Origin of the sequence: Saccharibacillus alkalitolerans (genome assembly GCF_011090185.1) — a bacterium.
GTDB classification, from domain to species: Bacteria; Bacillota; Bacilli; order Paenibacillales; family Paenibacillaceae; genus Saccharibacillus; species Saccharibacillus alkalitolerans.
This window is the reverse complement of record NZ_JAAFGS010000005.1, coordinates 27,305-48,138: the sequence shown is the minus strand read 5'-3', so window position 1 is coordinate 48,138 and position 20,834 is coordinate 27,305. Positions and strand designations below refer to the sequence as shown.

Sequence of the window (20,834 nt, the reverse complement as noted above, 5' to 3'; positions counted from 1 at the left end):
TCGACATGCAAAACGGCACGGCTCAAAAGTCTTTCCTGACCAAAGTCATTCTGATCTCCACCCTCGGCGGATTGCTGTTCGGTTACGACACCGGCGTCATTAACGGCGCGCTGCCTTATATGTCCGATCCGAGCCAGTTGAACCTCACCGCGCTGGGGCAAGGCATGGTGTCCAGTTCGCTGCTCTTCGGCGCCGCGCTCGGTGCGGTATTCGGCGGACGCCTGTCCGACCGCAACGGAAGACGCAAAAATATCATGTGGCTGTCGGTGCTGTTCTTCTTCGCCACGCTGGGCTGTACGCTGGCGCCGAATATGGAAGTCATGATTCTCGCCCGCTTCCTGCTCGGCCTTGCCGTCGGCGGCGCTTCCGTAACCGTACCGTCCTATCTGGCCGAAGTGTCGCCCGCAAGCCAGCGCGGCGGCATCGTCACCCGCAACGAGCTGATGATCGTCAGCGGGCAGTTGGCCGCTTTCGTCATCAACGCCATTCTCGGTTCGTTCATGGGCGATCACCCGCACGTGTGGCGTTACATGCTCGTCATTGCCGCGCTTCCGGCCATCTTCCTGTTTATCGGCATGTTCCGGGTTCCGGAAAGCCCGCGCTGGCTCGTATCGAAACACCGCACGAACGACGCGCTGGGCGTGCTGCGCAAAATGCGCAGCGAGGGCGAAGCTCAGGAAGAACTGATGCAGATCGAGACGACCGTGCACCAGGAACGCGGACTTCAAAAAGCGAGCTTCAAGGATTTCGGCACGCCGTGGGTTCGCCGGATCATGCTGATCGGCATCGGGATCGCGATCGTGCAGCAGATCACCGGCGTCAATTCGATCATGTATTACGGTACGGAAATTTTGAAAGATGCCGGCTTCGCCACCCAGGCGGCTCTGATCGGCAACATTGCAAACGGTGTCATTTCGGTGCTTGCGACATTCGTCGGCATCTGGCTGCTCGGCCGCGTCGGACGCCGTCCGATGCTGATCACCGGGCTGATCGGCACGACATGCGCGCTGCTGCTGATCGGCGTCATGTCGTCCGTGCTCGAAGGCTCGGCAGCGCTGCCGTACGTCGTGCTGTCGCTGACGGTCACGTTCCTCGCTTTCCAGCAGGGCGCCATCTCGCCGGTAACCTGGCTGATGCTGTCCGAGATTTTCCCGCTTCGGCTGCGCGGGATCGGGATGGGGACGACGGTCTTCTTCCTCTGGATGGTCAACTTCGCGGTCGGCCTGCTGTTCCCGGTGCTGCTCGCCGGAATGGGCCTGTCGGCGACGTTCTACATTTTTGCGGCGCTCGGTCTCGGGGCGATCACGTTCGTCAAGATGTGCCTGCCGGAAACGAAAGATTTGACGCTGGAACAAGTCGAAGAGAATTTCCGCAACCACGGCAAAGCCGTCCCGGAAAGACCGGCCGCGGATCAGAGCTATACCGCCAAGGCCGCTCCGGTCTCCGACAGCACGTTGAAATAAGAAAGCACGCTGAAATAAGAAAGCACGCTCGAATCACGAAGCCCGCTTGAACGAAACTCATACCAATTCGGGGAGGAACATCCATATGACATTGAATATCGGAGTAATCGGCACGGGAGCTATCGGACGGGAGCATATCCGGCGCATTGCGCGCAATCTGTCGGGCGGAAAGATCACGGCGGTCACGGACGTGAATCAGGAGGCCGCGAAGGCGGTCGTGGAAAACTTCGGGCTGGACGCTCAAGTCTATCCGGACGACAAAACGCTGCTGGCGCAGGGCGGCGTCGACGCCGTGCTGGTCACGAGCTGGGGACCCGCGCACGAGCAGAGCGTGCTGGCCGCGATCGAAGCGGGGAAGTACGTCTTTTGCGAAAAACCGCTGGCGACCACGGCCGAAGGCTGCCGCCGGATCGTCGACGCGGAGATCAAGCACGGCAAACGCCTCGTGCAGGTCGGCTTCATGCGGCGCTACGACAGCGGATACGTTCAGCTTAAGCGGGCGATCGACGAACGTTTTATCGGCGAGCCGCTTATGATCCGCTGCGCGCACCGCAATCCGGAAGTGGGCGAAGGGTACACGACGGACATGGCGATCACGGACACGCTGATCCACGAAATCGACGTGCTGCACTGGCTGGTGAACGACGATTACAAATCGGTGCAGGTGGCTTTCCCGAAAAAGTCGCGTCACGCGTCGGGTCATCTGGGCGATCCGCAGGTGGTGACGCTGGAGACGCACGGCGGCATCCTGATCACGGCCGAGATCTTCGTCAACTGCCGTTACGGCTACGACATCCAGTGCGAAGTCATCGGAGAAGAAGGCATCGTCAAGCTTCCGGAGCCGGCCAGCATCTCCTTCCGTAAAGACGCGACGCAGGGGACGAGCGTGCTCATGGACTGGAAAGACCGCTTCATCGACGCTTATGACCGCGAAATTCAGGACTTTATCGACGCGGTGAGCGGCGGAGGCGAACCTCAGGGACCGACCGCTTGGGACGGCTATATCGCGGCGGTAACGGCGGACGCCTGCGTCAAAGCGCAGCAGAGCGGCGCGCGCGAAGAGATCGAACTGGGCGAGAAGCCGGCGCTGTACGAAGGACGCGCATTGAGCCAGGCGTAAGCCCGGCCTTTGGGCAAGGGTATCGATACAGGACATGGGAGAAAATCCACTATTAGCGAAAAGGCGGGAATACTCATGAGATTGTGTTTTAACCAAGCGACGACCTTGAACAACTCCAACCTGGTCAAAGATCTGGAGATTTGCGAAAAACACGGCTACGACTATATCGAGATCCGTACGATGGACAAGCTGCCGGAATATCTGGAAAGCCATTCGCTCGACGACCTGGCGGCCTACTTCGAATCGCATCATATCAAGCCGCTGGCCTTCAACGCGCTGGTGTTCTTCAACAACCGCAGCGGCGAAGACCATGACAAGATCATCGCGGAGTTCAAACAGATGATGGAATGGGGATCCCGGCTCGGCGTCCGCTACGTCGTCGCCGTGCCGCTCGTGACCGAAGAGAAAATCGCACGCTCGGAGATCCGTTCCAGCAGCGTCAGCGTGCTTCGCGAACTGTCGGATATCGCGAAGCCTTACGGCATCGGCATCGCCGTCGAATTCGTCGGCCATCCGCAGTGCACGATCAACACATTCGGCGAAGCTTACGAGGTCGTCGAAGAAGTCGGCCGCGACAATGTCGGCCTGGTGCTGGACTGCTTCCACTTTCATGCGATGGGCTCCAAGCGCGAAGACCTGGAGCGCGCCGACGCCTCCAAGATCTTCATTCTGCATATCGACGATACGGAAGATTTCCAGATCGGCCTGCTGACGGACGAGGACCGCGTATGGCCGGGGCAGGGGGCGATCGATCTCGATTACCTGCTGTCCACGCTGCGCGCCAAGGGCTACGACGACGCCGTGTCCGTCGAACTGTTCCGTCCGGAATATTACGAACTGGAAGCCGAAGAAACGATCCGCACGGCGAAAGAGACGACGCTCGAAGTCGTATCCCGCCATTATCCGGTCCAGGCGCTGGCCTGATCCCGTTCCGCCCGTAATTCTCCGCCGGGCTGCCCGCCGTGCAGCCCGGACTCGACTCTGCGCTCCGCCGGAGCGGCTTAAGCCCGTTAACGGGCTCTTTTTGCGCACTGCCCGTTTTTAACGGAACCGGGCGCCCCTTAAACGCTCGCATACGGTGTAAAGGAGCGCAAAACTCCTTTTTCCCCAGCCTAAGCGTCGGCTCGTTCCGTTAAAAACACGGAACCGCCTGATTGCACCTCTAAGCGCCTGCTCGTTCCGTTAGAGGAAGCAAGGCATCACTCCCGCCTTGATCCTTGCCTTTGCCCCTCCCGGCGTCGCCCTCGGCGCGCCCCCGCCTTGGCCCTCGCCTTTGTTGCCCCTCCCGGCGTCGCCTTCGGCGCGCCATCCCCTTGCCGCTACGCCGGTGCGGCCTCGCCTTACAGCTACAGCCGCAAAAAAGAGGGCCCGTTTGCCGAGTAAGCAAACGGGCCCTCTTTTCACTCTTCCCCCCAAAGGCTCGGGGGGAGAGTGGAGGGGGAGACCGTGAAGGAGTGATAACGTTCGCCTTTGCAATCGGGAAGCTTCCGTCTTAACCTCATCCAGGCTTCCCGATTGCAACACGCGACCGTAACGGACTCCCCCGGAACTCTCCCCCACAGCCTTCCCCCTCACAGCCTTCCCCCCTACAATAGACCCTCCACAAACTGAGCCTTCCCCATCCCGAAGCTCCAATCCGCTTCGCCGTTCTCGGCGATCGATACGATCAGGTCGGTCGGGGCGATCCCGCAGTCGCGCCGCAAGTACTCGGCCAGCAGCGCATACAAGCGCTGCTTCTGCTCCGTCGTGCGCGTCTTGCTGACGACGCTGATGACCACGATGTCGCGGGTGCGGGGATAGCCCAACCCGGTGTCCTCGATGACCAATTCATGGGCGGGATGCTGATGCACGATCTGATAGCGGTCGGAAGCCGGGACGCCCAGCGCCTCGACCATCGCTTCGTGGGCGGAATCCAGCAGCTTTTTCAAATCCTCGGGGCTTCGACCTTCCTGAACGTCAAAACGCAATAACGGCATACAATTTCCTCCTTCATGGTTGTGGGGTAGAGGCGAAGCGGCGAACGCTCAAGCATGCCGCAGCGAAATGCCGTTCGAGCGGCACGCTTCCAGATATTCCTGCGGCAGCTCGCGGGAAGTGACGAGCACGTCCAAATCCGAGAAAGAAGCGTAGGTAAGCAGCGTCGAACGGCCGAATTTGCTGGTATCCGCCAGCAGAACCAGCCGCTCCGCCCGTCCGGCGATCGACTTTTTGATCTCGTATTCCAGCAGGTCGGAGTTGGTGAGACCGTGCACGAGACTGACGCCGGTCGCGGACATGAACGCTTTGTTGACGTTGTACTTTTCCAGCGTCCGCACGTCGTCGACTCCGACGAACGAGCGGGTCTTGCGTTTGTACGTGCTGCCGAGCACGAGCAGATTGACGTTCGGCATTCCGGCAGCCCCGTTGATGACGTCGAGGCTGTTGGTAAGGATGGTCAGGTGTTTGTCGGGGTCGAGATAATCGATCATGTTGCAGGTCGTCGTTCCCGAGTCGATGAAGATCAGATCGTTCTCCTCGACGTACCCGGCGGCGATCCGCCCGATTTCGGCTTTTTCGTTTTGATGCTTGACGTTTCGGTTTTCGAAAGGAACCAATTCCGCGGCCGACACGACGCCTCCGTACACTTTTTCGATCGAGCCTTTCCGTAAAATCTGGTTGATATCGCGGCGGATCGTATTTTTGGAGACGTCGAATGCCGAGCACAGTTCGTCCAGCGTGACATTTTTCCGGCTATGGATGTATTCTTCGATATCCTGGAGTCGTCTGGCTTTCATAGGCATTCTCCTGTTGGTTTGATACGCAGAATTATAAATGATATCCAAAAGTTAATCAATAGTTAATTAAATATGACCAATAAACGCTTAAAACAAAAGATCGTCAAAGCGTAATTTTCAAGATGTTAACGGATACATTTTTAATGAGAAGTTTTATAGAGAGAATAGTTTGACAAGGTTGTGATAAAATCCATGTGTATTAATTCAATGTTTTTCATGGTTTTTCAGACGAAATGATTATTTTTAATGCGTATTTAGACTTGACGGGCATGTTTGGTTTGGATATGATAAAAACATAACCAAGATATGATCAAACGTGACAGCGGTTTTGGTGAGCGGCCTGCAGCCAGGAGCGACTGCGAGAGGAGAACGAATATGTCCACAATGGCGACCACAAGAAAGCTGAAGAACTATATCGGCGGCAAATGGGTAGAGAGCAAGACGACTCAATATGAAGACGTTTACAATCCGGCGACGAAGGAACTGATCTGCCAGGTGCCGATTTCGACCCGCGAAGATGTAGAATACGCGGCGAAGGTCGCGCAGGAGGCGTTCGACAAGTGGAAAAAGGTAGCCGTTCCCCGGCGCGCCCGCATCCTGTTCAACTACCAGCAGCTGCTGACCAAGCATAAGGACGAGTTGGCCCGCCTGATTACGATCGAGAACGGCAAGAGCCTCGGCGAGGCATCCGGCGAAGTGCAGCGCGGCATCGAGAACGTCGAGTTCGCGGCCGGGACGCCTTCCCTCATGATGGGCGATTCGCTCGCTTCCATCGCGACGGACGTCGAAGCGGCGAATTACCGCTATCCGATCGGCGTGGTGGGCGGCATCGCACCGTTCAACTTCCCGATGATGGTGCCGTGCTGGATGTTCCCGATGGCCATTTCCCTCGGCAATTCGTTCATCCTGAAGCCGTCGGAACGCACGCCGCTGCTGATGGAGAAACTGGCGGAGCTGTTCACCGAAGCCGGCCTGCCGGACGGCGTGTTCAATATCGTGTACGGCGCGCATGACGTCGTGAACGGCATTCTGGAGCACCCGGAGATCAAAGCGATCTCGTTCGTCGGCTCCAAGCCGGTCGGCGAATACGTCTACAAGAAGGGCAGCGAGCACCTGAAGAGAGTGCAGGCGCTGACCGGAGCGAAAAACCATACGATCGTGCTGAACGACGCCAACCTCGAAGACACGGTCACGAACGTCGTTTCGGCGGCTTTCGGTTCGGCCGGGGAACGCTGCATGGCGTGCGCGGTCGTGACGGTCGAAGAAGGCATCGCGGACGAGTTCATCGCCCGGCTTAAGGAGAAGACGCTCGGCGTGAAGATGGGCAACGGTCTGGACGACGGCGTGTTCCTCGGCCCGGTTATCCGCGAAGAGAACAAGCAGCGCACCCTTTCCTACATCGAAAAAGGCATCGAAGAAGGCGCGACGCTGCTCACCGACGGCCGCGAACGGATGGAAGGCGACGGCTACTTCATCGGACCGACGATCTTCGAAGGCGTGACGCCGGACATGACGATCTGGAAAGACGAGATTTTCGCGCCGGTACTGTCCGTCATCCGCGTCAAAAACCTGAAAGAAGCCGTCGAGATCGCCAACAAATCAGAATTCGCCAACGGCGCCTGCCTGTTCAGCGGCAATGCGCATGCGATCCGTTACTTCCGCGAGAACATCGACGCCGGCATGCTGGGCATCAATCTGGGCGTTCCCGCTCCGATGGCGTTCTTCCCGTTCTCGGGCTGGAAGTCTTCCTTCTACGGCACGCTGCACGCGAACGGCAAAGACAGCGTCGACTTCTATACCCGCAAAAAAGTCGTGACGGCGCGTTATACGGAACCTAAATTCGACTGAGAAGCCGCATCCGGGAGGCAGCATTTCTGCTCGCCCGCAGGAGATGCAGGTTAAAGGGAGGAATAGACTTGGCAAGCCATCTGCAGCGCAAACCGCTGAACGAACGGCGGGGAGAGGTCCGCATCGTGCAGGAAGTGCTGAAGCGCGATTCGCGGCTCAAGTACGTGGAATTCCGGCTGATCGAGCTGGAGCCGGGAGCGGCATACGAAGAAACGCTGGAAGGCGACGAGTGCTGCATCGTGGCGCTGACCGGCCGGATTACCGTCGCCGAAGGCGAGCATGTTTTCGAAAATATCGGCACCCGGGAGAGCGTGTTCGAACGCAAACCGACGGACAGCGTCTTCGTGTCCGGCGGCAAATCGATCGCCGTCACGGGCGTGACGAAAGCGCGGGCGGCGCTCTGCTACTCGCCGTCGCTCGAGCCGCTGCCGACCAAGCTGATTCGGGCGGACGAAGTCGGAACCGAGCAGCGCGGCAAATACCAGAACCGGCGGACCGTGCACAACATTCTGCCGGATTCGGACCCGACGGCCAGCAGCCTGCTCGTCGTGGAAGTGTATACGGAAGGCGGCAACTTTTCGAGCTATCCGCCGCATAAGCACGACCGGGACAATCTGCCGCAAGAGTCGTTTCTGGAAGAAACGTATTACCACGAGATCGATCCCGGCCAAGGTTTCCTGTTCCAGCGCGTGTACACGGACGACCGCAGTCTGGACGAGACGATGGCCGTCGAACACGGCGACGTCGTGATCGTGCCGGCCGGCTATCATCCGGTAGGCGTGCCCGACGGCTATACGTCCTATTATTTGAACGTGATGGCCGGACCGAAGCGGATCTGGAAGTTCCATAACGATCCGGACCACGAATGGATTCTGAATCGTCCTTAACGACATGGAAGCGCGGAAATCGCGCAAGCAGCGTACATCTAACGTCAAAGCCAAAGGGGCCGTGAAAACATGAGCAGTGCAGCAAGCAGCGAAAAATTCGACCTGATCGCGATCGGGCGGGCCTGCATCGATCTGAACGCGACGGAATACAACCGGCCGATGGAGGAGACGATGACGTTTACCAAATACGTCGGCGGCTCCCCGGCGAACATCGCCATCGGCTCCGCCAAGCTGGGGCTGAAAGCGGGCTTCATCGGCAAGCTCGCGGACGACCAGCACGGCCGTTTTATCCGGAGCTATATGGAGAAGGCCGGCATCGACGTATCGGGCATGGTCGTCGATACGGAAGGACATAAGACTGGACTTGCGTTTACCGAGATCAAAAGCCCGGAAGAATGCAGCATCCTGATGTACCGGGACGACGTGGCGGACCTGTACCTGAGAGCGGACGAGGTGCGGGAAGATTACATCAAGCGGGCCGGCATGCTGATCGTGTCCGGTACGGCGCTGGCGAAGAGTCCTTCGCGCGAAGCGGTACTCAAAGCGGTCCGGCTGGCGAAAAAGAACGGCGTCAAAGTCGTGTTCGAGCTCGACTATCGTCCGTATACGTGGAAGTCGGCGGAAGAAACGTCGGTCTACTACTCGCTCGTGGCGGAACAGTCGGACATCGTGATCGGCACCCGCGACGAATACGACATGATGGAAAACGGGGAAGGCGGCTCCAACGAGCAAACGACGGCTTATCTGTTCGCGCACGCGGCGCAGACCGTCGTCATCAAGCACGGCGTGGAAGGTTCTTACGCCTACACGCGGGAAGGCGGGACGTTCCGCGCGCACGCCTACAAGACGAACGTGCTCAAAACGTTCGGCGCCGGCGATTCGTACGCTTCGGCATTCCTGTACGCGCTCGTGACCGGCAAAGACCTGGAAACGGCGCTCAAATACGGCAGCGCTTCGGCTTCGATCGTCGTCAGCCGGCACAGCTCCTCGGACGCCATGCCGGGCGTCGACGAGATCGAGGCGCTGATCGCCGGGCAGCCTCTGCTGCATTCCTGAGGCGTCGGCACACACTCTCAATCAAAGGTGGATTAGCATATGGGCGAGACAATCCGTTTGACGACAGCGCAGGCGCTGGTCAAATTCCTGAACCAGCAGTACATTTCGGTGGACGGCGTAGAGACGCCGTTCGTCGAAGGCGTCTTCACCGTGTTCGGCCACGGCAACGTGCTCGGCATCGGCCAGGCGCTCGAGCAGGACCCCGGCCGTCTGAAAGTGTTCCAGGGCAAAAACGAGCAGGGCATGGCGCATGCCGCCATCGCCTATTCCAAGGAGAAGCTGCGCCGCAGCATCTACGCCGTGACCGCGTCTTCGGGTCCCGGCTCGGCCAACCTCGTGACGGCGGCGGCGACGGCGCTGGCCAACAATCTGCCGGTGCTTCTGCTGCCGGCCGACACGTTCGCGACGCGCCAGCCCGATCCCGTGCTTCAGCAGTTCGAACAGGAATACAGCTTCGCGGTCACGACCAACGACGCGCTGAAGCCGGTCTCCCGCTATTGGGACCGCATCACCCGCCCCGAGCAGCTGATGAGCAGCCTGCTGCGAGCGTTCGAAGTGCTGACCGATCCGGCCCGCAGCGGCCCGGCGACGATCTGCATCTGCCAGGATACCGAAGGCGAAGCCTTCGATTACGACGCCGGATTTTTCCGTAAGCGCGTACATTACATGGACCGGCTGCAGCCGAGCGAGCGCGAACTGGATGCCGCCGAGGAACTGATCCGGGCAAGCCGAAAGCCGCTGCTGCTCGTAGGCGGCGGCGCCAAATATTCCGACGCCCGGGAAGAGCTGATCGCGTTCTCGGAAGCGTGCGGCATTCCGCTCGTGGAGACGCATGCCGGCAAATCGACGGTCGAGTACACGTTCGCCAACCATTTGGGCGGCACGGGCATTCTCGGCACGTCGGCCGCCAACGCGGCGGCGCGCGAAGCCGACTTGATTATCGGAATCGGCACCCGCTATACGGACTTCACGACATCGTCGAAGACCGCGTTCGACTTCGACCGGACCCGCTTCCTGAACATCAACGTCAGCCGGATGCAGACGTACAAGCTGGAAGGGCTTCCGGTCGTGGCCGACGCGAAGCTGGCGATATCCGCGCTGCATGAGCGGCTGTCCGGCTACAAGGCGGAATTCGGCTCGCGCATCGCCGAACTGAAGTCCGAATGGGACGCCGAACGCGCCCGTCTGGGCGGCGTGACGTTCAAGCGCTCCGGCTTCGAGCCGGAGATCAAGGAGCAGTTCTCCCAGGAGATTCTCAACGAATACGCCGACGCGCTCGGCACGGAATTCGCGCAGACCGCCGCCCTGATCGCGGTCAACGAAGCGGTCGACAAAGACGCGGTCGTCGTCTCCTCGGCGGGTTCGCTTCCCGGCGATCTGCAGCGGCTGTGGAATGCCGAAGCGCCGAATACGTACCATCTGGAATACGGATATTCCTGCATGGGCTACGAGATTTCGGGCGCCCTGGGCATCCGGCTCGCGAAGCCGGAGCAAGAAGTGTACAGCATCGTCGGCGACGGCAGTTTCCTGATGCTGCATTCCGAGCTGATCACCGCTATTCAGACCGGCAATAAGATCAACGTCATGCTGTTCGACAACTCCGGCTTCGGCTGCATCAACAACCTGCAGATGGAGAACGGCAGCGGCAGCTTCCACTGCGAATTCCGCGATTACCAGGGCAAGGTCATGAACATCGACTACGCCAAAGTCGCCGAAGGCTACGGCGCCAAAGTCTACCGCGCCAACACCGCCGAAGAAGTGAAAGCCGCCGTCGAGGACGCCAAAAAGCAGACCGTCTCGACGCTGATCGAGATGAAGGTGCTGCCGAAGACCATGTCCGACGGCTACGACGGCTGGTGGAACGTCGGCGTCGCCGAAGTGTCCGATAGCGAGAGCGTCCGGCAGGCCTATGCCCGCCGCGCGAAGAAGCTGGAATCGGCGAAGAAATACTGATCGCCCCTTAATCCCTTAACCCCCAGCACGAGTACAAATACAACGAGTACAAAGCGGCTTGGCGAAGCGGAGGGCTCTCCCGGCAGTCTCTCCGCCCAAGAAGCCGAATAGGAGGAAAACCATGAAACTCGCCTACGACCCGTCGCATCTGCGCCATTCGCATTCTTTGGAAGAAATGATTTTCAAAGTGGCCGATCTCGGCTACAAATACATCGAACTGTCGCCGCGGGAAGATTTCTGCTGGTTCTACGAATATCCGAAAGTCGACAAACATAAGATCAAGCAGGTCAAAAAATGGATGAGCGAAGCCGGCCTCGAGTTCTCCTCGCTGCTGCCGCTCTATCACTGGGCCGGACCCGACGAAGACCGCCGCCAGGCCGCCGTCCGCAACTGGAAGCGCGCGATCGAGATCGCCGTCGAGCTGGACGTCGACCTGATGAACAGCGAATTCAGCGGGTCCAAGTACGAGCCGCTGATTTGCGAGGAGAAGTTCGTCAAGTCGATGGACGAGCTGATCCCCGTATTCGAACGCGAAGGCATCCGGCTGAACCTGCAGGCGCATCCGTACGATTTTATCGAGACGAACACCGGCGCCATCAACATGATCCGGGCGCTGGACCGCGATTGGATCAAGCTGGTCTACTCCGTGGCCCATACGTTCTTCTACGACGACGGGGTGGGCGATATCGCCAAGATGCTGGACGAAGCCGGCGACCTGCTCGATCACGTTCTTTTTGCCGATACGTTCAACCACAAAGCCGCCTACGGACTGCGCTACATCGTGAATCCGCCGGACGCGCAGGTGACGGTGCACCAGCATCTGAACATCGGCGAGGGAGACGTGGACTTCGATACGCTGTTCCGCAAGCTGCGCGAAATGAAATTCGACGGCATCGCGACCAACGCGGTATTCGCTTACGGGGACAAGGTGGATTGGTCCAACGAGATCACGCTGAGAAAAATGAAGGAAGGTCTCGGGCTGGCGTAAAACAGACCGGCCTGACGAGCGGAGGTGGAAGGCATGACCCTGGTATCCATGAAAGAGATGCTGGAGCGGGCGAAAAAGCAGCGGTACGCCGTCGGCCAGTTTAACGTGAACGGCCTGTCCTGGGTGCACGCGATTTTGGACGGGGCGCAGGAGGAAGACGCTCCGGTCATCGTGGCGGCGTCGGACCGGCTGATCGATTTCCTCGGCGGGTATCGCCTCGTCGCGAACATGGTGCGGACGCTGGCCGAAGAAAAAGGCATTACCGTTCCGGTGGCGCTGCATCTGGACCACGGCAAAAGCGTGGAGAGCTGCTTCCGGGCGATCGACGCCGGCTTTACGTCCGTCATGTACGACGGTTCGCACGACCCCATCGAACTCAACGTCCGCGATACGAGAAAGGTCGTCGAATATGCCGGGGCGCACGGCGTCTCGGTCGAAGCGGAGGTCGGCACCGTCGGCGGCATGGAAGACGGCTTGATCGGCGGCATCTCCTATGCGGATCTCGGCGAGTGCGTCCGTATCGTCCGGGATACCGGAATCGACGCGTTGGCCGCGGCGCTCGGTTCCGTGCACGGGAAGTACGTCGGCGAGCCCAAGCTCGGCTTTGCGGAGATGGAAGCCGTCTCCAAAGCCGTCGGCGTGCCGCTGGTGCTGCACGGAGCGTCGGGCATTCCGACGCATCAGCTGCACCGGGCGATTCAGCTGGGACATGCGAAGGTCAACATCAATACGGAATGCGTGACCGTCTGGTCCGAGCAGCTGCGACGCACGCTGGACGAGGACCGGGAGACGACCGAGCCGCGGAAAATTCTGACGCCGGCCCGGGACGCGATCCGGCACGCGGTGCGCGAGAAGATCCGCGAGTTCGGCTCGAGCGGCCGCGCGGGCGCGGCGGGAAATCCGGAGAGAATGCCGGCAGGCGAGCGCGAAGATGCCGGCGTGCAGCCGCTGGCGTAAGTCGGAGCGAACGCGGCAGGCGGTCGCCGGCAGCTTACGCGGAGAACGGTCGGGGAACGGCCGGGGAACGGAAAGCGATCGCGCAAAGCCGGACACGCAAAACGAGACGAGCAGAAAAAAACGAAAACCCGCTGCGCGCCGGGAGCGATCCTGCGCATGCGGGTCTTTTTGCGGTTTGAGGCAGAAGCGGGGATGAAGCCGCGGCTTATTTTATCGGATCGCCGGGAGAATCCGCGCTTAAGGGGTGACGATCCGGATGTCGTTTTCCCGGGCATACTGCGTGTACGTATCGTTCGGCACGCTGTTGGTCACGAGAACGTCGATGTCGCTCAGCGAGCAGTACGTCGTCAGCGCGTACTTGTCGAATTTGCTGTCATCGATCATCAGGAACACGTTGAGGCTTTTTTGCACGACCGTGCTTTTGAGATCCGTCTCGAGCGGCGAGGAGTTGGTCACGCCGTTGGTCAGCGAGATGCCGGTCGAAGCGACGAACGCTTTGTTGATATTGTATTTTTTCAGCAGCTCGATACTTTGGAAGCCGACGAACGAATCCGTTTTGCGCTCGAACATGCCGCCCGTCGAGAAGATGGTCAGTCCCGGATACGGTTTGGCCTGATGAATAAAGTCGAAATTGTTGGTGACGACGGTGAGCTGTTTTTGGCTGATGTAGGGCAGAATTTCGAGCGTCGTCGTGCCGGAATCGATGAAGATGACGTCTCCGTCTTCCACGAACTGCGCCGCCAGGCGGCCGATCTCCTGCTTTTTGGTCAAGTTGCGGTCTTTGCGTTCGTCGAACACGACCAGCGTGGAATGATTGACCGAGACGCCTCCGTACACTTTGCGCAGAACGCCGGAGTCGACCAGGTCTTTCACGTCGCGGCGAATGGTGTTCATCGAGACGCCGAAATGCTCGACCAATTCCTCCAGCGAGACGGATTCGTGTTCGAAAACGTATTCCTTGATTTGGTTGATGCGCTGCGATTTGATCATTTATGCGTCTCCTAAGAAGGAATTTTGTGAGATGTTGATAAAGTTCGTCTGTCCCTATTCTATACGCAAAATCCGAAAACCAAAAGACAAAGAAGAGGAATTTGTTCGCGAAGAAGCAAAAAAGCGAAAAAAAGAAGGTGGAAGTTTAGAGAAGTGTTGAGCAACTGTGCGTAAATCCGGTGAAGGAATGAAGCGGGATTTTGGAAGTTTGGTGGAAAGCAGACGAAAAAGACGCCGGTTTTGCCCGGCGCCAGGTTGTCGAGAAAGTCACATAGGCGGGGGAATCGAGAAGGCTCCGAGAGAAATTCGTTCCGGTCGCGTGTTGAAATCGGGAAAAGGATTAGATTTTAGTGGAATTTTCCCGATTTCAAAGGCGAACGCTGGCGCTCCTGCACTGAATTTCTCCCTCCGCCTTCTCGATTCTAGCTGCGTTAGACTTTCTCGACATGTTGACGCCGGTTTTGCCCGGCGCCTTCTTTTTCTGCGATAATGGGGGAAAGCGAATAACAGGGACTGCGCGCACCGGCTCGTTTACGGCGCCGAGCGATTCTTTGATCAGCGTTTTTCGTATCGGTAGCACTCTTCATAATCGTTTTTCATCAACAAACTTTTGCAGGCCAGGCCGTTTTCGTCATAAATTTCTTTTCTCACTTTCAATACCGCGCTGCGATCGGAATCGGGGTATTCGTCCGCGTTCGTCACGGAAAGGGTTTCTTCGTCGATCCAGTTCAGGGAAAATTGTTGCTTGGCATCTGCGTAATAAATCGTTCTGGTCGCGTTCTCGGCATGGTCGGTGACTTCGATCCATACGTTTACGCCGCCGGCAGCGCCGCCGTAAGGTTCATAATAAGCATTGGCCGTATACTGTCCTGCCGGCGACGAAGTCGCGGGACCTTCCTGCTTATGGCTTCGATCGATGGCGTCAAAAGAGAAAAAATACTGAAGGTACACGAAGATACCCGAAAAAACGATAAGGCCGGTCAAAGCCGATACCAGGGTTTTTCGCGGAAACCGTGTACGTTTGAAAAAATAAATAACCAATCTGACGACAAAAACAAAAAAGACGATCGCCGTGAACAGCAGGACGAAAAAACCGAGGATACGGAACAAGGGGTGCATCGTTCACCCTCCTTTCGTTATAGTAACGGTGCATCGAGCGTTATAGTTTTCGGATGACGGTAAATAAGAGCCGCTCGAACTTATCATTCGTTGGAAAGGGAGTCTGCATGAACATCTATAACAACCCGTCTGGGGACGCGTATTACCGCCTGATCGATTACGCGATGGAGCGCTGCGAGACGTTTTCGCTGACGGACGCCCGCGTGCCGGAAGGAGAGGAATTCGATATTCCGCCTTACTTTCCGCTGCGGATCGTCGAAGAACTGAAGCCTTACCTGGTGCGGGAAAAGTGGGCGGAGAGCGGGATCGGAACGGGGCAGCGTTTTTATCCGTACGATTCGCCCGTCTATGTCTGGAAATGCTGCCCGGAAGCCGCAATGATCGTGAAAGCGCACACGGATAATCTGCAGGGTTGGGGCGGGGAAGGGATGCCCGAAGACCTCTGCTTCCAGAACGCCGACGGCAAAAATTGGCTCTGGACGGTCACGCACGAAGGCATCCGGGAACTGAACGCCGCGGCGGAGGAAGCCGAAACGTTGAAGGATGAGCTGCGCGGCGTCATGCTGGTCGACCCCAAGTCGCCGCCGACGCCGAAGGAATTGGTCGAGCTGGCCGAATATCACGGTTCGGATCGTCTGAATCTGTGGGGCGCCGGTACGGCGGAAGTGCTGCCCCGCCTGTGCGAGCTGCCCGAACTGCGCATCGTCGAGCTGTTCGACGCCCATATTGCAGCGCTTCCGGACAGCTTGTTCGATCTTCCGCTGTTGGAGGAGCTCACCGTTTATACGGGCAATCTGCACGGCATTCCGGCGGCGGTCGGGCGAGCCAAGAATCTGAAGAGGCTGAATATCACCAACGGAAGCCATCCCGAGCCGCACACGGAACCCGGGTGGAAGGCGCCGGCCAAAGAGGAACTGAAGCTGACGAAGCTTCCGCCGGAGATCGGACAGCTTGCGGATCTGCGAGTGCTCGACGTCACTTACAGCGGCTTGACGGAGCTGCCGGACGAGCTGGCGAATTTGAAGAAGCTTGAATATCTGGTGCTGGTCAATCACCGGATCGAGGGAAGGCCCGCCGTACTGAAAAAGCTTCGGCATGCGCGGAACATTTCGTTTCGGCGGGACGGATTTTTTTAGGCGGCAGGGATTCAAGAGGCGGGATACGAAAAGGACGATATACGGAAAACAGGAGGGTTCGGAATGGATTTTTCGCTCGGCGGGCTGCTGCGAGGTCAATACATAAGATCGAGGGAAGAAATGATCGAAGAATACGGCGGGTTCCGTTACATCGGCTGGTCGCAGGAGACGGGCACGGTGCGGACCGACGATCCGGAAGCGCTGGGAGCGGCGGTCGCGCCGATCGGTCCGCGGCAGTTGGAAGAGAAATTGATGGAAGAGTCGCTCGTGTACCTGCGTCATTTCGAAGCGTCGGGCTTTAACCGGGAGGTGTATGCTTTCGGCTATCATGTCGACGGCGGCAGCGAACGGATCGACCCCGTTCTGAACATCGAAGAACGATCGGACGAGGAGGAACGCAATCCGGAAGCTTCGAAAGAAGAAAAGCTGCTCTCGCCGCGTTGGTACGGCAGCAACGTCTTCGGCGTCTATCCGGCGCGCTTCGGCGAAGAGCTTCATGATCTGTTCGAAGCCCGTTTGCTGCTGAAAGGGGCGAGTCACGCGCGTTACGACGAAATGTACGGCGGTTACGGCTGCGCGCGGCCTTATTTGTTCGACGTGCGAATCTTCGACGATCTGCTGCGTCCGCTCGCTTTCCGGGTGCTGGAACGGCTGCGGTCGGAGGGAGGCTTGGATGCGCTGCGCCGAACGGACGATTTCATGCTGTACTTCTTCGACCATGACGAAAATCCGGAGCATTTGGAGACGATGATGCGGGAGCTGAACGGAGACGCGAAGTTCGAGCGGATTTTGGCGGATTCGAACTGATCGGCGCGGCTTGACGCGCGGGTGCGCGTCCTTCGGCAGGAAAGCAGGCGGAATTCATGAAAAGGCGGAGCATGCAGCATGGAAAAAAGAGAAGGATTGGAACGGAATCAGATTTCCGTCTATGCGGCGGCGCTGGTCATCGGCGCGGGAGCGGGCCTGATCAGCGAGCCGCTCGGCCGAAGCCTGGAGCCGCTGATTTCGCCGCTGCTGGCGGTACTGCTGTTCGGAATGTTCACGATGATTCCTTTTTTGCGGCTGCGCGAGGCGCTGGCGGATCTGAAATTTGTCGCCGCTTTGCTGATTGCGAATTTTGCGGTCGTGCCGCTGATCGTTTGGGGGCTGCTGTCGTTATTCCCGCAGCCGGAAGCGGTGACGATCGGCGTCTGCCTCGTGCTGCTGACGCCGTGCATCGATTACGTCATTGTATTCACCGCGCTCGGCAGAGGCGACGAAAAAGCGATGACGGCGGCGACTCCGGTGCTGTTCGTGCTGCAGATGGCGCTGCTTCCGCTGTATTTGCGGCTGTTCGCGGGACCGGAAGCCGCCGGCTTGGTTCAAGCGGGCCCGTTCGCGGAAGCCTTTTTGACGCTGATTCTGCTGCCTTTGGCCGCTGCCTTAATGACGCAGCTGTGGGCAGCGCGGAGCGGCGGGGCAGGGCGGACGGCGGAGGCGGCAGCGGCTGCGGTGCGCAGGAAATATGAGGCCCTGCAGGAAGCGGGCGGAGACGAGGCGGGCTCGTACGCGCCGGAGAAGGCGGGCGGCGCGGCGGATCGCGCGGAGGCGGAAGGCGCCGGCAGCGCGGAAGCCGGCGGAGGAAGGGCAGTCGTCGGGAGCGGCGCGGCGGATCGCGCGGAAAGAATGGGCGCGGCAGCTGCCGGCGCGCCCCCAATCGGGACGCGCGTGCTGGACGCCGCGGCCTGGATTCCCGTGCCGTTCATGGCGCTGGTGTTGATCGCCTTCGCGGCGTCGCAGGTCGGCCGGATCGCGGCCGACCCCGGCCCGGTGCTGCGCGTACTCCCGGTGTACGCGCTGTTCCTGCTGATCATGCCGCCTCTGGCGCGGCTGATCGGCCGGCTGCTGCGGCTGGAAGCCGGCAGCGGCCGCGCGCTGATCTTCAGCGCGTTCACGCGGAACTCGCTCGTCGTGCTGCCGCTGGCGCTCGCGCTGCCGGGCGAAGCGGCGAATGCCGCCGCGGCGGTCATCGTCGCCCAGACGATGACCGAACTGATCGGCGAGCTGGTCTATGTCCGGGCGGTGCCGGGACTGATCTGGCGGGACGGGAAGAAGCCGGCGCGAAAAGCGGCCGGATGAGCCCGGCTTGTGCGGGCTGAAGCGAAGCCGGGCGCAGGGCGGCGATGGCTAAGGTATCGGCGAGCAGGGCAGCCTGCCGGCGGAACTGTCGCGGGCCGAGCCGCAGAAGGGAGATCCGTCCCGTGCTGAACTGCCGCGAGCCGAGCTGCCGAGGGCGGGACTTCCGGAGGCGGCTCGGCCGATATTCCGGCAGCAAGAGGCCGCGCCCTGCAGCGGCGCTAGCGGACGGTCCTGTCCGGGCGGCTCTCCGATTCTGACGGATCTCAGAAGCGCTTAGCGCGATTTTTGCGTTCCGTTTTGATTTTAACGGAACGAGGCGGCGCTTAGAATGCCGAAACGGCGGTAAAGACGCCTTTTCGAGGATTAAAAACGCCGCTAACGGACATGCGATCCGTTAGCCTGTCGAAACCCGGCAAACTTGGCCTGTAACGGATATGCGATCCGTTAGAAATCAAACGAGAACGGAACGATGCGAAAGGGAGGGAGCGCAGCATGATTTTGCGGAAAGAACTGCGGCCGCGGCCGGTATCGGCGGCGGAGCTGCGGAAGATCGAGGGGGAAATCGAGGACATCGAAAGATTGTCGGAGCGCGGAGCGGAGGAAGCGGCTTCGGCCGCGATCGCGCGCTTTAACGCCGCGTACGGACGGAGCTTCGAGCCGGAATTTTTCCGGGATTATGCGGGTTCGATGCCGCGTACGGAATTCGCGCTGCAGGCGTCGCAGCCCGATCCGCGCCGGGTGCCGGACATCACCCGGGAGGAGCTGATCGAGATCGTGCGGCGGATCATTGAGCCCGATCGGGCGGAGCATCCGAAAGGCCGGGAATCCGGCAGCTTCGGGTGTCAACCGTCCGAAATGGATCGGCCGGACGTATTCGAACCGCTTCCGGCTTCCGGCGGAACCGGTATCCCGGAAGGCGGGCGAATCGCCGCGCTGCAAGCTTTTTACGTGGAGCTGTTGGAGGCCAATGTCGCGATGCCGGGCGTGTCGGACTTGATCTTCTGGGACGAGCTGGAGCCCGAAGAGGTCGTCGATCGGGCACTGGCGTATACGCCGATCGTACTCCCGCCCGGCTGAAGCGGGAAGCGCGCCATGAGCCGCAGCGCCTGCTTTCCGCGTCGGCACGCCCCGCGCTGCAGCGCCGCGCCTTCCGCATCGGCGTGCCTTAGGCCGCCGCGCCTGCCCTCCGCCCCGGCACGCCTCGCGTCGTCACGCCTTAGGGCCGCGCCTGCCCTCCGCTGCGGCACGCCCCGCGCCGCCGCGCCGGGCTCTCCTCGCCGGCGCGCTTCACTCGCTCGCATCCGCCCCGTGCCCGTAACGCTTCAGATCGATTCGGCCGCCCAGGCCGAATTCGACGCCCTCGGCTTCCAGCCGCGCCTGCTGCTCGCCGCCGCCGCCGTTTTCGTCCAGCGCGATCTCGCCGCGGATATTGACCACCCGGTGCCAGGGAAGCCCGTATTTGCGGCTGAGGGAATGGAGAATGCGCGCGACCTGACGCGCGCCGCGGGGGCTTCCGGACGCCGCGGCCACCTGGCCGTAGCTCATGACCCGCCCGGGGGGAATGGATCGGATCGTCTTGACGACGGCCCGGGTAAAAGGCGCCAGGTCCGCCAGCTCGTCTTCGGGGGATATTTCGCGGGTTTCCCCGCCGTTTGCGGAGCCGTCCGCTTTCGCATCGTCCGTGGCCGCTTCGGCCGCCGCCAGATCCTTCAGAAGCTCCGCGTCGAATTCGGCGCGGAGCCGTTCTTTATCGTTCATGCTCGCCGTTCCTTTCTTTCGCAAAATTCCGTTGTTCAAGCCTTCGGGATCCGCGCGTTCACCTGCTGCTCGATCCGCTCGTAGCTGATGTCCCAGTGCGAGGCGTGCCAGAGCACTTCTCCGTCCCGCACGAGCAGCACCTGCGGCGATTCGTGCTTGATGCCGAGCTTCGCTTCGATGGCGTTCGATACGGGGCGCGACTCGATGACTTTGACGAGAACGCAGTTCAGAGGCCGTTTCGGTTTGCGGGTATACACGTTGAATTCCTTGAAAGCCGCGCCGCTGATCGGGCAGGCGGTGCTGTGCTTGAGCAGCAGCAGGGCGCGTTCCCCGGATTGTTCCAGCAGGGCTTCCCATTGTTCGGTCGAATCGATCTCCTGGTAGTTCGGTTTCATAAGGTCTGGCTCCTCCCGGATATATCTTGCGTTTCTCGAGCCGGTCCGGCGTGCGCGCATGCCGTCCGAAACTCCCGAGCTGCCTCCATTATACCGTTTTGGCGGACGATTCACGAACGGAGAGGAGGCTCCGAACGCCGGGTATCGGCCGCGGGGCGGGATAGAATTTCGAACATCCGCGTACGACGGCTTCTAGGCGGCTTCCGGCATGGTATGATAACGGAAGAGAACGAACCAGCTCCGCGAACCGGATCAGCCGGGCGAGCGGACGA

The 20,834-nt window shown here is 59.9% G+C and carries 19 protein-coding genes; 13 read left to right on the top strand and 6 right to left on the bottom strand.

The window, feature by feature from the left end; all coding sequences use genetic code 11:
• Positions 1 to 5: 5 nt before the first annotated feature.
• From GYN08_RS15225 to iolI, 3 genes are all read left to right on the top strand, one after another.
• Positions 6 to 1,463: a sugar porter family MFS transporter gene (locus tag GYN08_RS15225; protein WP_166275749.1), complete on the top strand. Its 1,458-nt coding sequence runs from the start codon at positions 6 to 8 to the stop codon at positions 1,461 to 1,463.
• Positions 1,464 to 1,548: 85 nt separating this feature from the next.
• Entirely contained in the window at positions 1,549 to 2,583 is a 1,035-nt protein-coding gene (locus GYN08_RS15220) for a Gfo/Idh/MocA family protein (RefSeq protein ID WP_166275747.1), read from the top strand.
• A 75-nt stretch (positions 2,584 to 2,658) separates the two neighbouring features.
• Complete coding sequence (gene iolI / locus GYN08_RS15215; RefSeq protein WP_166275745.1) at positions 2,659 to 3,507, top strand: 2-keto-myo-inositol isomerase; 849 nt, start codon at positions 2,659 to 2,661, stop codon at positions 3,505 to 3,507.
• A gap of 662 nt (positions 3,508 to 4,169) precedes the next feature.
• Here iolI and GYN08_RS15210 read toward each other — a convergent pair.
• Together GYN08_RS15210 and GYN08_RS15205 are read right to left on the bottom strand one after the other, a co-directional pair.
• Positions 4,170 to 4,559 (bottom strand): tautomerase family protein, encoded by a 390-nt coding sequence (locus GYN08_RS15210; RefSeq protein WP_166275743.1) that lies wholly within the window; start codon positions 4,557 to 4,559, stop codon positions 4,170 to 4,172.
• A gap of 48 nt (positions 4,560 to 4,607) precedes the next feature.
• Complete coding sequence (locus GYN08_RS15205) at positions 4,608 to 5,357, bottom strand: DeoR/GlpR family DNA-binding transcription regulator (protein ID WP_166275741.1); 750 nt, start codon at positions 5,355 to 5,357, stop codon at positions 4,608 to 4,610.
• Positions 5,358 to 5,741: 384 nt separating this feature from the next.
• Between GYN08_RS15205 and iolA the strand changes: the two genes are divergently transcribed.
• From iolA to fba, 6 genes are all read left to right on the top strand, one after another.
• Positions 5,742 to 7,205 carry a methylmalonate-semialdehyde dehydrogenase gene (iolA, locus tag GYN08_RS15200; protein WP_166276146.1) on the top strand — a complete coding sequence of 488 codons (1,464 nt, stop codon included), beginning with the start codon at positions 5,742 to 5,744 and terminating at the stop codon, positions 7,203 to 7,205.
• Positions 7,206 to 7,273: 68 nt separating this feature from the next.
• The gene (gene iolB / locus GYN08_RS15195) at positions 7,274 to 8,092 is read left to right on the top strand and encodes a 5-deoxy-glucuronate isomerase (RefSeq protein WP_166275739.1); all 819 of its coding nucleotides are present in this window, start codon (positions 7,274 to 7,276) and stop codon (positions 8,090 to 8,092) included.
• A 69-nt stretch (positions 8,093 to 8,161) separates the two neighbouring features.
• On the top strand, positions 8,162 to 9,148 hold the full coding sequence (gene iolC, locus GYN08_RS15190; protein WP_166275737.1) for a 5-dehydro-2-deoxygluconokinase: 987 nt from the start codon (positions 8,162 to 8,164) through the stop codon (positions 9,146 to 9,148).
• Between the two features lie 39 nt (positions 9,149 to 9,187).
• Entirely contained in the window at positions 9,188 to 11,101 is a 1,914-nt protein-coding gene (iolD, locus tag GYN08_RS15185) for a 3D-(3,5/4)-trihydroxycyclohexane-1,2-dione acylhydrolase (decyclizing) (RefSeq protein ID WP_166275735.1), read from the top strand.
• A gap of 121 nt (positions 11,102 to 11,222) precedes the next feature.
• A complete protein-coding gene (locus GYN08_RS15180; protein WP_166275733.1) occupies positions 11,223 to 12,089 on the top strand; it encodes a sugar phosphate isomerase/epimerase family protein in 867 nt (288 codons plus the stop codon).
• 33 nt (positions 12,090 to 12,122) lie between these two features.
• Entirely contained in the window at positions 12,123 to 13,046 is a 924-nt protein-coding gene (gene fba / locus GYN08_RS15175) for a class II fructose-1,6-bisphosphate aldolase (protein ID WP_235946308.1), read from the top strand.
• 237 nt (positions 13,047 to 13,283) lie between these two features.
• On the opposite strand, the gene GYN08_RS15170 is transcribed toward fba, so the two are convergent.
• Complete coding sequence (locus GYN08_RS15170) at positions 13,284 to 14,036, bottom strand: DeoR/GlpR family DNA-binding transcription regulator (protein WP_166275731.1); 753 nt, start codon at positions 14,034 to 14,036, stop codon at positions 13,284 to 13,286.
• Positions 14,037 to 14,591: 555 nt separating this feature from the next.
• Positions 14,592 to 15,155 carry a DUF5412 family protein gene (locus GYN08_RS15165; RefSeq protein ID WP_166275729.1) on the bottom strand — a complete coding sequence of 188 codons (564 nt, stop codon included), beginning with the start codon at positions 15,153 to 15,155 and terminating at the stop codon, positions 14,592 to 14,594.
• 107 nt (positions 15,156 to 15,262) lie between these two features.
• On the opposite strand from GYN08_RS15165, the gene GYN08_RS15160 reads away from it, so the two are divergent.
• The 4 genes from GYN08_RS15160 to GYN08_RS15140 all read left to right on the top strand — a co-directional run bounded on the left by GYN08_RS15160 (position 15,263) and on the right by GYN08_RS15140 (position 19,486).
• On the top strand, positions 15,263 to 16,291 hold the full coding sequence (locus GYN08_RS15160; RefSeq protein WP_166275727.1) for a leucine-rich repeat domain-containing protein: 1,029 nt from the start codon (positions 15,263 to 15,265) through the stop codon (positions 16,289 to 16,291).
• A gap of 63 nt (positions 16,292 to 16,354) precedes the next feature.
• On the top strand, positions 16,355 to 17,098 hold the full coding sequence (locus GYN08_RS15155) for a hypothetical protein (protein ID WP_166275725.1): 744 nt from the start codon (positions 16,355 to 16,357) through the stop codon (positions 17,096 to 17,098).
• A 78-nt stretch (positions 17,099 to 17,176) separates the two neighbouring features.
• Positions 17,177 to 18,409 (top strand): arsenic resistance protein, encoded by a 1,233-nt coding sequence (locus GYN08_RS23770; protein WP_235946307.1) that lies wholly within the window; start codon positions 17,177 to 17,179, stop codon positions 18,407 to 18,409.
• Positions 18,410 to 18,901: 492 nt separating this feature from the next.
• A complete protein-coding gene (locus tag GYN08_RS15140) occupies positions 18,902 to 19,486 on the top strand; it encodes a hypothetical protein (protein ID WP_166275723.1) in 585 nt (194 codons plus the stop codon).
• A 210-nt stretch (positions 19,487 to 19,696) separates the two neighbouring features.
• On the opposite strand, the gene GYN08_RS15135 is transcribed toward GYN08_RS15140, so the two are convergent.
• Positions 19,697 to 20,014, bottom strand: coding sequence for an MGMT family protein (locus tag GYN08_RS15135; RefSeq protein WP_166276143.1), 318 nt, complete (start codon positions 20,012 to 20,014; stop codon positions 19,697 to 19,699).
• Between the two features lie 188 nt (positions 20,015 to 20,202).
• Positions 20,203 to 20,562: a bacillithiol system redox-active protein YtxJ gene (ytxJ, locus tag GYN08_RS15130; protein WP_166275721.1), complete on the bottom strand. Its 360-nt coding sequence runs from the start codon at positions 20,560 to 20,562 to the stop codon at positions 20,203 to 20,205.
• Between the last annotated feature and the right edge of the window lie 272 nt (positions 20,563 to 20,834).

What these genes read in the sequence shown, in the direction of transcription:
- GYN08_RS15155 (WP_166275725.1), top strand. Translation starts at nt 16,355, where the DNA reads ATGGATTTTTCGCTCGGCGGGCTGCTGCGAGGTCAATACATAAGATCG.
- iolI (WP_166275745.1), top strand. Translation starts at nt 2,659, where the DNA reads ATGAGATTGTGTTTTAACCAAGCGACGACCTTGAACAACTCCAACCTG.
- GYN08_RS15140 (WP_166275723.1), top strand. Translation starts at nt 18,902, where the DNA reads ATGATTTTGCGGAAAGAACTGCGGCCGCGGCCGGTATCGGCGGCGGAG.
- ytxJ (WP_166275721.1), bottom strand. Translation starts at nt 20,562, where the DNA reads ATGAAACCGAACTACCAGGAGATCGATTCGACCGAACAATGGGAAGCC.
- iolD (WP_166275735.1), top strand. Translation starts at nt 9,188, where the DNA reads ATGGGCGAGACAATCCGTTTGACGACAGCGCAGGCGCTGGTCAAATTC.
- GYN08_RS15210 (WP_166275743.1), bottom strand. Translation starts at nt 4,559, where the DNA reads ATGCCGTTATTGCGTTTTGACGTTCAGGAAGGTCGAAGCCCCGAGGAT.
- GYN08_RS15205 (WP_166275741.1), bottom strand. Translation starts at nt 5,357, where the DNA reads ATGAAAGCCAGACGACTCCAGGATATCGAAGAATACATCCATAGCCGG.
- GYN08_RS15165 (WP_166275729.1), bottom strand. Translation starts at nt 15,155, where the DNA reads ATGCACCCCTTGTTCCGTATCCTCGGTTTTTTCGTCCTGCTGTTCACG.
- GYN08_RS15160 (WP_166275727.1), top strand. Translation starts at nt 15,263, where the DNA reads ATGAACATCTATAACAACCCGTCTGGGGACGCGTATTACCGCCTGATC.
- GYN08_RS15180 (WP_166275733.1), top strand. Translation starts at nt 11,223, where the DNA reads ATGAAACTCGCCTACGACCCGTCGCATCTGCGCCATTCGCATTCTTTG.
- fba (WP_235946308.1), top strand. Translation starts at nt 12,123, where the DNA reads ATGACCCTGGTATCCATGAAAGAGATGCTGGAGCGGGCGAAAAAGCAG.
- GYN08_RS15225 (WP_166275749.1), top strand. Translation starts at nt 6, where the DNA reads ATGCAAAACGGCACGGCTCAAAAGTCTTTCCTGACCAAAGTCATTCTG.
- iolA (WP_166276146.1), top strand. Translation starts at nt 5,742, where the DNA reads ATGGCGACCACAAGAAAGCTGAAGAACTATATCGGCGGCAAATGGGTA.
- GYN08_RS23770 (WP_235946307.1), top strand. Translation starts at nt 17,177, where the DNA reads ATGGAAAAAAGAGAAGGATTGGAACGGAATCAGATTTCCGTCTATGCG.
- GYN08_RS15170 (WP_166275731.1), bottom strand. Translation starts at nt 14,036, where the DNA reads ATGATCAAATCGCAGCGCATCAACCAAATCAAGGAATACGTTTTCGAA.
- GYN08_RS15220 (WP_166275747.1), top strand. Translation starts at nt 1,549, where the DNA reads ATGACATTGAATATCGGAGTAATCGGCACGGGAGCTATCGGACGGGAG.
- iolC (WP_166275737.1), top strand. Translation starts at nt 8,162, where the DNA reads ATGAGCAGTGCAGCAAGCAGCGAAAAATTCGACCTGATCGCGATCGGG.